8 protein-coding genes are annotated in these 14,339 nt (G+C 61.8%); 5 read left to right on the forward strand and 3 right to left on the reverse strand.

Features of this window, described 5'->3' with window-relative positions:
• Nucleotides 1–60: 60 nt before the first annotated feature.
• Complete coding sequence (locus tag ASB58_RS18420) at nt 61–984, reverse strand: hypothetical protein (protein ID WP_118131908.1); 924 nt, start codon at nt 982–984, stop codon at nt 61–63.
• 361 nt (nt 985–1,345) lie between these two features.
• Between ASB58_RS18420 and ASB58_RS18425 the strand changes: the two genes are divergently transcribed.
• Nucleotides 1,346–3,115 (forward strand): S8/S53 family peptidase, encoded by a 1,770-nt coding sequence (locus ASB58_RS18425; RefSeq protein ID WP_118131937.1) that lies wholly within the window; start codon nt 1,346–1,348, stop codon nt 3,113–3,115.
• A 58-nt stretch (nt 3,116–3,173) separates the two neighbouring features.
• Here the strand turns inward: ASB58_RS18425 and ASB58_RS18430 are convergent, their stop codons facing one another.
• Together ASB58_RS18430 and ASB58_RS18435 are read right to left on the reverse strand one after the other, a co-directional pair.
• On the reverse strand, nt 3,174–3,521 hold the full coding sequence (locus tag ASB58_RS18430) for a peptidase S41 (RefSeq protein WP_118131909.1): 348 nt from the start codon (nt 3,519–3,521) through the stop codon (nt 3,174–3,176).
• A gap of 24 nt (nt 3,522–3,545) precedes the next feature.
• The gene (locus tag ASB58_RS18435) at nt 3,546–3,848 is read right to left on the reverse strand and encodes a heme-degrading protein HmuQ (RefSeq protein WP_083724925.1); all 303 of its coding nucleotides are present in this window, start codon (nt 3,846–3,848) and stop codon (nt 3,546–3,548) included.
• A gap of 423 nt (nt 3,849–4,271) precedes the next feature.
• Between ASB58_RS18435 and ASB58_RS18440 the strand changes: the two genes are divergently transcribed.
• The 4 genes from ASB58_RS18440 to ASB58_RS18455 all read left to right on the forward strand — a co-directional run.
• Nucleotides 4,272–6,332: an autotransporter family protein gene (locus ASB58_RS18440; RefSeq protein ID WP_181977973.1), complete on the forward strand. Its 2,061-nt coding sequence runs from the start codon at nt 4,272–4,274 to the stop codon at nt 6,330–6,332.
• Nucleotides 6,304–7,170, forward strand: coding sequence for an alpha/beta fold hydrolase (locus ASB58_RS18445; protein WP_181977974.1), 867 nt, complete (start codon nt 6,304–6,306; stop codon nt 7,168–7,170). The genes ASB58_RS18440 and ASB58_RS18445 overlap by 29 nt, the downstream gene beginning before the upstream one ends.
• Before the next feature lie 230 nt (nt 7,171–7,400).
• Complete coding sequence (locus tag ASB58_RS18450) at nt 7,401–9,062, forward strand: ShlB/FhaC/HecB family hemolysin secretion/activation protein (RefSeq protein WP_328587549.1); 1,662 nt, start codon at nt 7,401–7,403, stop codon at nt 9,060–9,062.
• Nucleotides 9,063–9,086: 24 nt separating this feature from the next.
• A partial coding sequence (locus ASB58_RS18455; RefSeq protein WP_118131913.1) for a two-partner secretion domain-containing protein occupies nt 9,087–14,339 on the forward strand: 5,253 nt, incomplete at its 3' end.

A 14,339-nucleotide genomic window follows, 5' to 3' on the forward strand; every position in this document is an offset into this window, starting at 1 on the left:
GTGAAATTTTGATAGTCCCACCGCCTTTGGTACGCGCGCAATACCCGGCGACGATTCGCCTCAGAGGGCGGCGGCCTCTGCCTCGTAGTTGGCGTAGGAGTGCTTGAGGGTCGCGTGATTCAGCAGCATCTCCGCCTTGAGCACCTCGCCGCTGGCGTCGTAGATGCGCGACAGCACCCAGTAGGACTCGGTGCGCTTGCTCTCGGACAGGGCAACCACTTCACGGCGAATCAGGTAGTCCTCACCCACCAGCAGGGGGCCGTCGATCATGCGTATTTCCTGGTCGGCGAACAGGCCGATGACCGGCTGCTTGACCGGGAATTCGGCCGCTTTGCTAGTGTATTCGGCCAGTACGCTAACCATCTCGGTTGGAATGATGGCGCGGCCCCAGGGCGAGCTGGCCGGGTCGGAGTACCAGCTGCTGTTCTCGGTAATGCCGGCCAGCTTCTGATTCAGCGAGAAGGGGTAAAGGTCGCCCATGTGTTGATCAGGGTCCATGCGCACTTTCTCGTCTACCGCGCCTTTCATGCCCACGTGCAGGTCAGACAGGATCACCAGTTTTTCCGGTGCCCTCAGCTTGGCCATACGCTCGTACAGCAGGCTCTCGCCCGGCGCTGCGCCCAGGCTGGCGCTGGCTTCCAGCACCGGTGTGCCATCGGCTTTCTCGGCCCAGCAGCGCACGCGAGTCTGGCCTGGTGCCGGACGCTCGACAAAGGCACGGACCTGCTCGCCCTCGACCACCATGTTCTGAAAGTGGGAGGAGAAGCAGCCGCGCTCAAACCATTGCTGACCCCAGATCTCTACCAGCAGCGGCGCGAACTGGCTGAAGTGGGTCGGACCCTCGATCGGGCCGGCGCGAAAGCCCAGCTTCTCGGCCATGCTGTCATCGTGGATGGAGGTGTGGCCACTGTACTGCTGATCGGCCAACATCTGTTTGGGCTCGCGCAGCGGGCCGCAAAGATAAAGAGGGGTATCGAAGCTCATGAAGGTGTCCCTGCTGGTTTGGTCATCGCTTAATGCATGAGTGTATGCAGGACGCACCGGGCGCGGCAAACCCACTTTGGAGTGTTATTCATGGGGGTTATGGGCAAGGGGGCTTCTGCTTGCGGCGGATAGCGGGTGCTCCGTTTGAGGGGCGCAGCGCGAAGCTTGCGAGTTGCCGGGCATCTACATGGAGATCGGCCGACAAGGGCGTCGCTCTGCGTTGTCGGGGGCTGAGATACATCGCCGCGTAGCGCCAACTTGTCCAGGCATTGAAACATTCTGCGATTTGCGAGTCGGAAGAATACCAATAGGCATGACAAGCATCGGCGACCCGCCGTCGCCGGTGCTGGCGGAGCAAGGAATGACCTGTACTGTCCCCCACAAGCGCGGCCTGTGGTCTGCGCTACTGTTTTTGGCGCTGCCCGTTACCGTTGCGGCGGCGGAGCCGATTCGCATCCAACAGCTGCAGCGCTGTGGTGACTTGCTGCAGGCGCAAACGCAGACATTCTGTTTGCGGGTAAAAGGCCTGCAGGCCGGCGAATGGCAGGCGCGGCTGAACGGTGAGCGGCTGGCCCAGCAGCATCTCGGCAGCAGCGGCGAAACGCTGCAACTGCAGCTCGATACGGATGGTAAGCGCAGTGGGCCGCTGGTGCTGGAGCAACAGGGGCGGCAGAGCAATCCGGTCTGGCTGTCGCTCGGCACCAGCCATGTGGTGGCGGCGACGGAAGATGAGGTGGCCGAGAACATGGATGGACTCACCTCCTATGTCGATCTGGTCAGCGTGGTCATTGAAGAAGAGTACGACGGGCTGGAACAGGCCGAGCGGCTGGCAGAGAAGTACGGTGCCAGGGTGGTGGGCATGATTCCGCCGCTCAACACCTACCAGTTACGGCTGGCCGCGAAGAACCTGGACGAGCGCGATGCAACGGTATTGCGCCTGGGCGGCGAGGTGAGCGTGGACGCCGTGGTGATCGAGGAGTCTGGCGCGGAAGACGGTATTGAAGCGGATACCGCCAGCGCACCGCCGGCCGATAATGAAGAGTGGGCCTCCAACCGTTTCCTTGATGCGATCAATTTTTATCAACGCCGACTGCAGCAGGAGAGCGGCGTCGAGACGCACCCGATACGTATCGGCATTATCGAGCGTGATGTGGATTTTGATGCGCCGGATTTCAGCGATTACACCGGTGCTGACTGCCGCGCCGACAGCCGGCGCCTGTGCCTGTACGCACCTGATGCCGATCAGCCAGACGGCCATGGCAGCACCGTCAGCGGCATACTTGCGGCGGCCTGGGACAAGGGCGGCAATAGCGGTTTCTTGCGCGGGCTGGATGATGTCGGCCCCGGCTTTGACGTGATCGTCGGGCGCGATTCCGACGCCGGCATCACTGCCAATATCGCCGCCTCGGTGAATATGGTGGAAGACGGCGTTCGCGTGCTGAACTGGAGTTGGGGGATTCACCGCGTTGGCGCGATCGACGTCAACGGCGACCCGATCGACTCGCTGGTGCGCTCGGGCATTGCCATGAGTGGCTATGAAGAGTTGCTGGAGGAGTTCTTCCTCTGGCTGCGCGAAGAGCATCCGAACGTCGTGGTGGTCAACTCTGCCGGCAACGGTTCCTCGTTCTCTGGTCGTGATGAATACCGGCTACCGTCCTCCTTCGTCACCGATCAGCTGTTTGTGGTGGGTGGCCATCAGCGCAGTGAGAAAGACGTGCCGGTTGATGACGCGGCCTACGCCGTCAAGCGCAAGGCCTCGAATATCGACATGCGTGTGGATATTACCGCTGCGGCCTGCGTCCGAGCCTCAACCGCCAAGGCCGACGAGGAAGGCGAGGTGCATTGCGGCACATCCTACGCCACGCCACTGGTAACCGGCTTGCTGGCCGCCATGCTGTCGATCAACCCTGAGCTGGAGCCGGACCAGCTGCGCATGCTGCTGCGCCGCAGCGCGATGACCATCGGTGAGGAATACGATTTTGAGCCCACCGAGGGCGACGATCTGACCGCGCCGATTCTGCCGTCCGAGCGCGCCAACGACCTGAACAACCCGGACGTTGGGCATTCCGCGCGGCTGGATATGTACAAGGCGCTGGATTTGACGGTGCAGAGTCTGGACCGTGTGCGTTGACAGCCAAACAGCAACAGCAGATCAGATCGGGTCTTCTCTGCGCACCGTCTTTTAATGCTCAGTTAAAGCGCGTGATCGTATAGGTGTTGCCTGGCCCCCACTGGTTGTCTTCGCGCCAGGTGATGTCGACGCTGGCTGGCGCGTTCTCGGCGTACTCGGTGTCACCGCAGGCGTCGGCATCAATCCACAGCTGGACCTCCTGACCGCCGGTGAGCAGGCTGCCGTAGCAGCCGGCGTCGCCTTCGTACATCCAGAACGTCATCTTGCCGCTGACGGTGATGGTCTCATGCGGGCCGGTCGGTAAGGCCAGACCATTGGCGCGACTGTCGGGCTGCTCTTGCGGTGCGTCGCCGCAGGCGCTGAGGGACAGGCAGAGCAGGCCGGCTAAGGCGAGCTTGTGTTGCATCCTTGCACTCCTTCAATCAGTGGCTTACAGCGCGACCTCAAAACACTCCAGCTGCGGCGGGCCCAGGTAGATCTCGCGGCGGCTGCCGGCATTGGCGTGGGCGGCGCGAAAGGCCTCGGAGTGGGTCCAGTCCTCAAAGGCGCTGCGCGACTCCCAGGTTGCGTGGGAGGCAAACAGGGTGTACTCCTCGGTGGTTGGGCCCTGCAGCAGGTTGAAGTTCTTGAAGCCCGGCACGCTGGCCAGCAGGCTGTCGCGGTTCTTCCAGATGTCGATAAAGTCCTGCTCGTGACCGGGCTTGATCTTGAAACGGTTCATGGCAATGAACATGGGCTGGCTCCAGCGTGGGTAAATGAGACCCATTATGTGGGCTGGCGGGGTTACCGGGTCAACCGCAGGCAGCTGGTTGATGGCCGGATTGCGGTGTGCAGCGGGCATCACCGGCGAATTCCGCACACCCGAATTGTGAATTTGCGAGCTAGGTCGCACTTGTTCTGAAAATAGTACGGGCATTTTCCGTGCCGGAGGATCAGTATGCGCGCGGTGAGTTTTAAGCACGTGCATGCTCCGCGCTAGACGCTTCGATGCGTCGTTACCCGGCGGCCGGCGGCAAACTCACCAGCCCCAGGAAGCACGACCGACATGATGTCACTGGCAGTACCCTTGTTTGCCATGTGTTGTTGCTGGTGTTCCTGGAATACAGGAACCCGGTACCCGGCAGGGGCCGGAACAGCAGGCAAGGAGCACTGCCCTATGACCCTTTGCAAACCCACATTGCTCGCTGCGCTGATTGGCGCAGCCATCAGCGGCGGCACCCTGCACGCCGCTTCCTCGCTCGACATGGTTGTCGCCATCGATGAGTCCGGCTCCATGGCCGGCGAGCACAATGCCTTTATCGGCACCTACGTCAAAAATCTCGACAGCCTGCTCAACGATCAGAACGTCACCCTCAACCAGTATGCCCTGATGGGCTTTGGTGGCAGCTCAGGTCAGGCCGTATCGGCTGGTGAGGCCGGGCGCGAAGCAGGCTACGCGCTGTATCGTCACCTTAATCTCGATAGTGACAGCAGCCCGCTGTGGGGCTCCGCCGAGGCATTTGATGGCGTTACACCGGAGCTGGAGACCAGCGGTGGCACCGAAGATGGCTACCGCGCGATCGACTATATCTACCGCTATTTCGAGTTTCGTCCCTCCGCTGGTTCGTCGATTATGCTGATCACTGACGAAGACCGCGATGACGACTTTTACCAGCTGGATACCAGCCATCTGCCTGCCGGTATGACGGCGCTGGAGAAGAGCTACATTCAGGGTCAGCTGGCTCAGTACAACACCGTGGTACACGCGGTGGTCAGCCAGCGTTTTACCGACAAGAACGGCAATCCGGCGATTGCCATTGTGGGTAGCGACCCGGATACCGGCTATGCCTACGTCAAGGGCGCCAATGGCGTCATTACCAAGGTGCAGGGCTACCTGCTGACCTCGGCCTACGGCACCACCGAAGCCGATTACACCGAGCTGGCGCTGGCCAGCGGTGGTACCGCGATGGACATCGACGGGCTGCGCAGCGTGTACACCGATGCGGCCGCGCTGGCTGCACTCAGTGGCGAACTGGCCAAGCTGGTTGCCGATATCGCAGTAGGTCAGGTGCCGGTAGTGGGTATTGACTGCGCCTCCGCCAGTGGCGTTGCCGCCCAGATCTGTGGTGCCATCGCCAGTACCAGCAACCAGCAGCTGCAGTCCCTGGGCCAGCAGATTACCGCCCCGGAACAGTATCGCAAGCTGAGTCAGTATCAGGTCAATCAGATGCTGCACACGGCCATTTCCAACACCCGCAACGTGCGCCGGACCTTGACCAGTCGCCTGGCCGACATGCGCCGCACCGGCTACGCCAGCCGTGATATCGATGTCATGGACTACAGCAACGGCAATGTTGCGCTGTCGTCCGACCTGATCAACAGCCTGCAGCAGGCACGTGGCGGTGCAGCCTCGGCTGACCAGGGCGAGGTGGGTTACTTCATTCGTGGCATTTACACTCGTGGAGACTACGACAGCTCGGCCACGGCAGCCGGCTTTGACAGCAAAACCTACACCTTCCTGGCCGGTGTAGACCGCTACCTCAGTGACGACACTCAGGTGGGCGTGGCGCTGTCCTATTCCGCTTCTGATGCCAACTACAGTGGCGCTTCTGGTGGCTCCGAGGCTGACACCTACGGCATCACGGCCTATGCCTCCCAGGCACTGGGCGGTGATGTTTTTCTGGAAGGGAACCTGGGCTTCAGCCGCGCGCACTTCGAGACGGACCGTGATACCGGCTTTGGCCTGGTCAAGGGCAAAACCCGCGGTGACATCTGGAGCGCCTCGCTCGGCCTCACCAAGGCCTACGCGCTCACCGATGTGACGCTTGAGCCCTTCGCCTATCTGCATTACACCGACGTGTCGGTAGACGGCTTTACCGAGAAAGGCGGCCCAGCTGCCCTGCGGGTTGGCAGTACCGATATCGACTCGCTGGTGTCCGAGCTGGGTTTCAGCACGGTTTATGCGTTTTCCGACAGTCTGCAAGGCGACCTGCGCCTGGCTTGGGAACACGAGTTTGAGAACGATGGCACGGCCGTGCCGATGTCCTTCGTGACCGCGCCGGGCAGCGTGTTTGTCAGTCAAACGCCGTCGCAAAGCTCAAACTACGGGCGCATTGGCCTGGGGCTGACCAAAACCCTGAGTGACGCACGCAGCCTGTCGCTGCAGGGCAACACGCTGGTTGGCTATGACGACTATGACGAGTACTCGTTTGAAGTGCGTTTCCGCCAGCGCTTCTGACCTGACAGCGCGTCAACAGGGGCCCCGGCCCCTGATTAGCCGGCCGTTCGCCCTGTGGCGCGCGGTCGGGCTTTTTCTGCTGCTGGCCATACTGGCTGGCTGCGTAACGGCGCCCGTCGAGCGGCTGGCGTCGCAGGCGCGGCTTGCCGGCCTGCAACCGGTCAGCCTGCCCACAGCCGACTTTATGCTGCAGGGATATGAGCGAGCGGCTGCAGGCCGACACGCGCGAATTTACATCGAGGGCGACGGGCGACCCTGGCGCGCTGGCGGTCGGGTCATTGCCGATGATCCATCGCCTCGCAACCTGCCAGCGCTGACGTGGATGGCCTCACTGCCAGGCCCGTCCCTGTACCTGGGGCGCCCCTGCTATTTTCAGACGTCAGCTCAGCCTGCCTGCAACGCCATGCTGTGGACCTATGGGCGCTATTCCGATCGGGTGGTAGCGGCTATGGCGCAGGGGCTGCAGAGCTGGTTGCAGCGTCATCCGCAGATAGACTCGCTGACGCTGGTGGGCCACTCCGGCGGCGGCGTGCTGGCGCTGCTGCTGGCCGAGCGGGTGCCTGCAGTAGTCGAGGTGGTGACCTTGGCAGCGCCGACCGACGTGGCTCTTTGGGCAGAGCTGCACGAGTACACACCGCTGTTTGCATCACTCAACCCGGCTGATATCGAGCACTGGCGCCCGCAGGTCAGGCGTCGGCTGTTCTTTGGCGAACAGGATCGCCAGGTCCCGCCTGCCAGCTTTGCGCCCAGCGCGCAGTCCATTCCCGGCGCACAGGTCTCCGTGATACCAGACATCGGCCATGACTGCTGCGGGCCCGCGCTCTGGGCTGATGATTGACCTTGGTTCAGATGCTTTGTTGGCTGCGCCATGGCCGCTTAGTGCAGGGGCAAATTGCTTGAGCAGTTGAGCACTGGTCCGCATTTCTCCGTCATCGCGATAGGCGGGTAGCGCATGTACAGGAATAATCCGCGCGCTTGAAAAAAGGATTTGAAAGGCGTCAGGCGCTAGCCAGTGCGCGGCGCAACGCCAGGGAAGGAATCATGAGCAAGTCTGCCTGTATTGCGGCAATGCTGTTGCTGTTTGGCTGTGGGGTCGCGCACGCTCAAGCGCTGCCCGGTGATCGAGAGCTGATACGTGAGCGTCAGGAGCGGGTGCTTGAAGAGCAGCGCCGCCGACTTCAGGAATTGCAACAGTTGCCTGGGGAACGGGCGGTGGTGCCTCCTGCCAGCCCCCAGCCGGAGGCGCAGTGCTTCGCAATCCAGCGTATCCGTCTCAGCGGTGCTGGGTTAATGACTCAGGCGCAGCAGGATGCGCTGTTGTTGCCCTTTATCGGTCGCTGCCTTGGCAGCGCCGAATTGAACAACCTGCTCGCCGCCGTCACTGGATTTTACCTTGACCGCGGCTATGTCACCTCGCGAGCCTACCTACCCCAGCAGGACCTCAGCGATGGTGAGCTGGATGTTCTGGTTGTCGAAGGTGTACTGGAGGGGCTGGACAGTTCCGCATTGGCCAGTGAGCGCGAGCTGGCAATGGGCTTTCCTGGTCAGCCGGGGGAGCGGCTCAACCTCCGTGAGCTGGAGCAACTGGTTGATCAGTTGAGCCGGCTGCCATCCCGTCAACTGCAGCTGGAGTTGCTGCCCGGCGAGCAGCCTGGCGGTAGCCGCGTTCAACTCAAAGGTCAGCGCAGCAAGCCATGGCACGCTTCTCTGAGTCGACATAACGATGGTCAGCGCAGCACCGGCGAGCAGCAGTGGGGCATAGGGCTGGATTGGGACAGCCCACTGGGGCTGGGCGATCAGTTGCGCCTGCGCGGCGGTAAGGATGCTGTCAGCGATCATTGGCGCCACTCCGCCAGCCAGAGTCTGTTTTATTCGTTGCCGTTGGGGTGGTGGCGCCTCGATTACAGCTACAACCAGAGCTACTACCGCACCCGAGGGGAAGCGGGTGGGCTGCTGTTTGAGAGCGATGGTGAAAGCAAAGGCCATCAGTTCAGGGCCGAACGCGTGGTACACCGCGACAACCTGGGCAAGACGGCGCTCAACCTGGGGGTAGCTCACCTGCGTACCCGCAATTATCTGGAAGACGCCTTGCTGACCACCTCCAGCCACCGCCTCAGTGAGCTGCAACTGGGAGTCAATCATGGGCGTCGGCTGGGTAACGCATTCGTCAACCTGGATGTTGGCTGGCAGCAGGGTATCGGCGCCTTTGATGCGCAGTCAGATGATGCGTCAGGTGCCGGGCAGCCGGTCGCCCGCTATGACAAGTACAGTCTCACGGTTAGCTACCTCCAGCCCTTTGAGCTGCTCGGTCAGCGGCTGAGTGTCGACAGTTTGCTCAGCGGGCAATACAGCAGCGACGTGCTGTTCTCGCCCCAGCGCATCAGCCTGGGTGGTTTGGCTTCGGTGCGTGGCTTCAAGGACCAATCCCTCAGCGGCGATAGCGGGTATTACTGGCGCAGCAACCTGCGCTGGCAGTATCCCATCAGCAATCCACAGGTGCGCCCATGGCTCTCGCAGTTGGGCGCCGCAGCGGGATACGACCTGGGCGCGATCAGCGGTACGCCTTATAACGGCAGGCGGCATGGCCGGCTCAGTGGCAGTGCGCTGGAGCTGTCTGCTCGTGGGCCGCATTTGGCCGCCAGCCTGACGCTAGCCCAGTCGCTTTCTCGCCCCGGCGTTATTGCCCGAGACGAACACCCTCTCTACTTTCGCGTTGACCTGTTTTTCTGATCAGCCCTGCAAGGAATTCCGCCCATGGACGTGCGTAGCCCCCTGTTCAAGACTGTTGCCCGCTTGCTGATTGGTGCGCTGGTGTTTAACCCGCTGGTCAGCGTAGCGGCAGATCTGGCGATAGACGCCGCAGCCGGCGGCGACACCGCGCTGACCCAGGCCGGCAATGGTGTGCCGGTTATCAATATCGCTACACCCAATGCTAACGGGCTGTCTCATAACCGCTTTACGGACTACAACGTCCGGGAGCAGGGCCTTATTCTGAATAACGCCAGTGAGATCCAGGGCACGGAGCTGGGTGGCCTGATTCACCGCAACCCCAATCTGAATGGTGCGGCTGCGGGGCTGATTCTTAACGAGATAACCGGTACCAACCCCAGCCAGTTACAGGGTTACACCGAGGTGGCCGGCCAGAGTGCTGGCGTCATCGTAGCCAACCCGCACGGTATCACCTGTGATGGCTGTGGCTTCCTCAATACGCCGCAAGTCACTCTGAGCACCGGCAAGCCTATTGTCGACGAAGGTCAGCTCCAGCGTTTTGAGGTGGACCAAGGGCAGATCGCCCTTGACGGCGCCGGCCTCAATGCCAGCAACGTCGAGCGCTTTGATCTTATTACCCGCAGTCTGCAGCTCAACGCCGAGCTGCGTGCCAAGCAATTGAACGTGGTGACCGGCCGCAATGATGTGGACGCCAGTACCTTGGCCGTCACCCCTAGAGCGGACGACGGTAGCCAAGCACCGCAACTCGCAATAGACAGCTCGGCACTAGGCGGTATGTATGCCGGCGCCATTCGTCTGGTCGGTACCGAACACGGGGTAGGCGTGCGTTTGTTGGGTGATATGGCCGCCACCGCCGGCGATATTCAGATCGACGCCAAGGGGCAACTGACGATTGGGCGGGCTGCGGCCAGCGGTGATATCGCCATGGCTGCCTCCGATATCAACCTGGCCCAAGGTTACGCAGGCGGTCAGGTGGCCTTGCAGGCGAGTGGCCAGATCGACACCACCGGCACCCTGGCCAGTGGTGGCAGCCAGCGCCTGCAGGCCGAACGGGTTAACAACCACGGCGTACTTGAGGCCGGTATCGACCTCGCCGGTAGTCGACAGGCCAGCGCCAACATTGACCTGCAAGCAGGCAAGGTTGCCAACGCCGGGCTAGTGCTCGCCTCTGGCGAACTGACTGTTACGGCAGAGCAGGTGGACAACCGCAGCGCGACTTTGGCCGCGCGCGAAGGTGTGCATGTGAGCGCCGAGCGACTCGACAACCATGCCGGTGAGGTGATCTCTGATGCCGCGTTGACGCTGGATGTTCAGCAGCTCGATAACCGTCTCGGTCTGCTTAGCGGCGCGCAAGCTGTGTATCTGAACAGCGCCAACCTGGACAATCAGAGTGGGGAAATTCTGGGGAGCACGAGTGTGCAGCTCAGGGCTGGTCAACTGGACAACCGTGGCGGCCAGGTTAGTGCAGTCGATCATCTGGACGTTTCTGCCGCGCGGTTGGACAACAGTTATCAGGGCACGCTGTCTAGCCAAGGTAGCCTGACGGTAGAGGTGGCCGGCGGTCTCGACAATAGCCGCGAAGGCGCGCTGGTGAGCGCCGCTGACCAGCAACTACGTGTCGGCGAACTCAACAACAGCCTGCAGGGCGTTGTGGTCAGTAGCGGCAATCTGGTCCTGATTGCTGACAGTGCCATTGATAACCGCCAAGGCTCGGTGGTGGCCAACGCAGACCTGCAGGTAGCGGCCAGTGGGCTGGATAACCGCGAGGGTGAAATCAGCGCGGGTCAGCAGCTTGAGGCTGAGGTTGCAGGCTTGCTGGACAACCGTGCCGGCCTGCTGGCCAGTAGCGACCAGCTAAGCCTGCAGGTTCAACTGCTCGACAACAGCCTGGCAGGGCAGATTCTTAGCGAGGCTGACCTTAACCTGCGTGCCCGGCAGTTGGCGAACGTCCAAGGTGTGGTGTACGCCCAGGGACAAGCTGACCTGCAGCTTGAGGGTAAGCTGGACAACAGCGAGGCGGGCCGGCTGCTTGGTGATCAGGGCCTGCACCTGGCTGCCGCAGAGGTAGACAACCGCAGCGGTGTGTTGCAGGCCACCAGCGGAGCACTGAGCCTGGATGTGAGCGGGCTGGTGAACAACCGCAACGGCATGCTGTTGGCCGGTGATGGCGACACCTTGCTGCAAGCCGATGGCCTGGACAACCAAGGTGGGCTGATGTCCAGCTTGCAGGGCGCGCTGCAGGTGGTAAGCCGCTGGTTAAATAACCGCAACGGCAGCGTGCAGGCGCACGACGTCAGCCTGCAGGTGGCAGAGCGCGTCGACAATGACCTAGGCAGCGTGGCGGCCACCGAGGGCAGTCTCGCGATCTCGGCACAGCACCTCAGCAATATGCATGGGAGTCTTTTTGCCCGCCAGTTACTGACCATCGACGCCGAACAACTGAACAACAATGACAGCTTGCTGCCGTTGTTTCTGACCACGGACAGCGACTACACCGCGCAGCAGTGGATTGACTATTACCGAGAGGTACTGACCCAGGATTGGTCCGGCTTTGTAGCTGACTCTCTCGCCCAGGGGCTCGGGCCGTTTCTGGGTGATACCAGCGTTGTGCGGCAACAGGAGCTGCTGACCGTACTGGATCTGCTGGAGCAAAACCCTGATGCCTGGCAGCAGGGCAGCCTGTTGCACGCCGACCGCATCGTGCTGGAGGTAGATCAGCTCAGCCAGACCGCCACCAGTCAGATACTGGCGCAAACGGCCCTGCAAGGGCAGGGGCACAACTGGACCAATCATGGCTACATGGCCAGTGATGGCAGTGTTGAGCTGGCTCTCAGCGGGCACTACGACAGCTATGGCACTCTGGCCAGTATTGATCAGTTGGCACTGCAAGCCGGCAGCCTGGACCTGGAGGCAGGGGCCAGCGACATCGGCGGTATTCTGGGCGGCAGCAACGCCAGCGTGCAGACAACCGGTGCGTTGAATAACAACGGCCAACTGACGGCACTGGGTAGTCTCAATGTCCGGGCGGGCAACATAGACAATCGGGGTGTCCTGGGTGCCGCCGATCAGCTGCAGGTCTTCAGTCAGCAGCTCTACAACCACCTAGGGGTGCTGTTCAGTGGCAATAACCTGCTGCTGCATGTGGATCACAGCGTCAACCTGGATGCCGACATATACAGCCTGGGCAGCCTGAGCGTCAGCGGGCTTGATCCGGCCACATCTGCGCAGAGTCTGGCCAACGTGTCGGGCAACATCGAATCGGCAGGCAACATGCAGTTGAACGTTGTCAGCCTGAACAACCGCAAGGCGGTGTTCCGCGAAGAGCAGGTGCTGCAGGAAGGCGAGATGACGGTGCACTGCTATGACTGCGGTGGTGACCATCACAACGTCGACTACATTGCTCGCGAGGTCTACGACAGTCGGATAGTCGAAGACTCCCGCGCGGCCCTGCTGCATGCCGGTGGTGATCTGAGTGTCAGTGCCGTTGAGGTGGCAAACCAGTTCAGCACCCTGTCGGCTAGCGGCAACCTGTCCATCAACGCCGAGCGCCTGCATAACCTCGGTGCGGTCGGTGGGCGCACCGAGCGTATTCGCACATGGAATACCGGACGCACCACTGACGGTACTGACGAGCGCTTTCGGCGTAACTACCTCTACCCCTACAACGCGGCAGAGCTACCCAAGGAACTGCCGCTTGAGGCCTTGGACCGCTACAGCCTGGTCAGTGACCTCTCCACCGTCACCGCGCTTAACGCCAATGCCCCCGCCGTCATCCAGGCCGGCGGTGACTTGCTGATCCAGGCCAGTCAGATACTGGAGAACAGCCGCGAGCTGGGTAACGATCTGCCTGCCTGGGCTGATGACCCGGCCCGCCAGGAGGTTGCCGACACGCTGGGCGAGATCATGCAAGTTCAGGTCAATGCCCAACTGCCGGCAGACCTGCAACAACAGCAAGTCAATCCGCTCACCCTACCCGGTTTCAGCCTGCCCGACGGCCAACAGGGGTTGTTCCGTCTGGTACAAACGCCTGCCAGTCAGAGCCCGGACGCGACCACCCCAACCGGTGTCAGCGTGCCCCAGGCCGGCGTGCATCCGTATCTGATTGAAACCAACCCGGCACTGACCAACCTGGGCCAGTTTCTGGGTTCTGAGTACCTGCTTGCTCAACTCGGGCTGGATCCGGGGCAGACGCTCAAGCGCCTGGGCGATGGTCTGTATGAGCAACGGTTGATGCGTGACGCGGTGACCGCACGCACGGGCGCGCGTTATCTTGCTGGCCTGACCAGTGACGAAGCCATGTACCGATACCTCATGGACAATGCGCTGGCCAGCCGTGAAGCCCTCAACCTCAGCCTGGGCGTAGCGCTCAGTGCCGAACAAGTTGCCGCCCTGACCCACGACATCGTCTGGCTGGAAGAGCATGAGGTCATGGGCGAGAGCGTACTGGTGCCCGTGCTCTATCTGGCCCAGGCAGAAGGCCGTCTGGCGGCCACCGGTAGTCTGATTCAGGGGCAAGACGTCACCCTGATCAGCGGCGGCGAGCTGCGTAATCAGGGCACACTGCGTGCCGCCGAAAACCTCAGCATCGTCGCTGGCAGTATCGATAACAGCGGTTTGCTGCAAGCACACGAACGTATCCAGTTGATCGCTCAGCAAAGCATCGACAATGCGCGGGGCGGCATTATCAGCGGAGCTGAGGTCGGCTTGACCGCAGGCGGGGATATCCTCAACGAGCGCACTGCTAGCTATTACGACAACACCGCCGGACGGGCACGGCAGGCCGGTACCATTCTGGATAGCGCTGCGCGCATCGAAGCAACCGGCGACCTCAGCATGCAGGCGGGCGGTAACCTGATTAATCAGGGGGCGGTCATCCAGGCGGGGGGCGATGTCGAGCTTGGCGCCGGCCAGGATCTGATTGTCAGTGCCACCGAAGAGCGCAGCCTGGCCATCCGGCAGGATCGCCGCCACTACTGGGAAAGCAGTGCTGTCACCCAACACGGCAGTGAGGTCAGCGCTGGTGGTGACCTGAACGCCAGCGCCGGCAATGATTTGGCGGTCGTCGCCAGCCAGCTGGAGGCTGGAGAAGACCTGACTCTAAGCGCCCAGGGCGATCTGGTTATCGCTGCTGCCGCCAATGAACAGCACAGCGAATACCGCTATCGTCGCAGCGATAAAAAGGTCACCCGTGAAGACAGCGAGATTGCGCAGCAAGGTGCGCAGTTGCTGGCCGGCGCTGATGTAACCTTGCTGGCCGGCGACAGCCTCACCGCCGTT

Source organism: Pseudomonas abyssi (assembly GCF_003444685.1).
GTDB classification, from domain to species: Bacteria; Pseudomonadota; Gammaproteobacteria; order Pseudomonadales; family Pseudomonadaceae; genus Halopseudomonas; species Halopseudomonas abyssi.

Coding starts and splice junctions, on each gene's coding strand:
- ASB58_RS18420 (WP_118131908.1), bottom strand. CDS start 984: ATGAGCTTCGATACCCCTCTTTATCTTTGCGGCCCGCTGCGCGAGCCC.
- ASB58_RS18425 (WP_118131937.1), top strand. CDS start 1,346: ATGACCTGTACTGTCCCCCACAAGCGCGGCCTGTGGTCTGCGCTACTG.
- ASB58_RS18430 (WP_118131909.1), bottom strand. CDS start 3,521: ATGCAACACAAGCTCGCCTTAGCCGGCCTGCTCTGCCTGTCCCTCAGC.
- ASB58_RS18435 (WP_083724925.1), bottom strand. CDS start 3,848: ATGTTCATTGCCATGAACCGTTTCAAGATCAAGCCCGGTCACGAGCAG.
- ASB58_RS18440 (WP_181977973.1), top strand. CDS start 4,272: ATGACCCTTTGCAAACCCACATTGCTCGCTGCGCTGATTGGCGCAGCC.
- ASB58_RS18450 (WP_328587549.1), top strand. CDS start 7,401: ATGCTGTTGCTGTTTGGCTGTGGGGTCGCGCACGCTCAAGCGCTGCCC.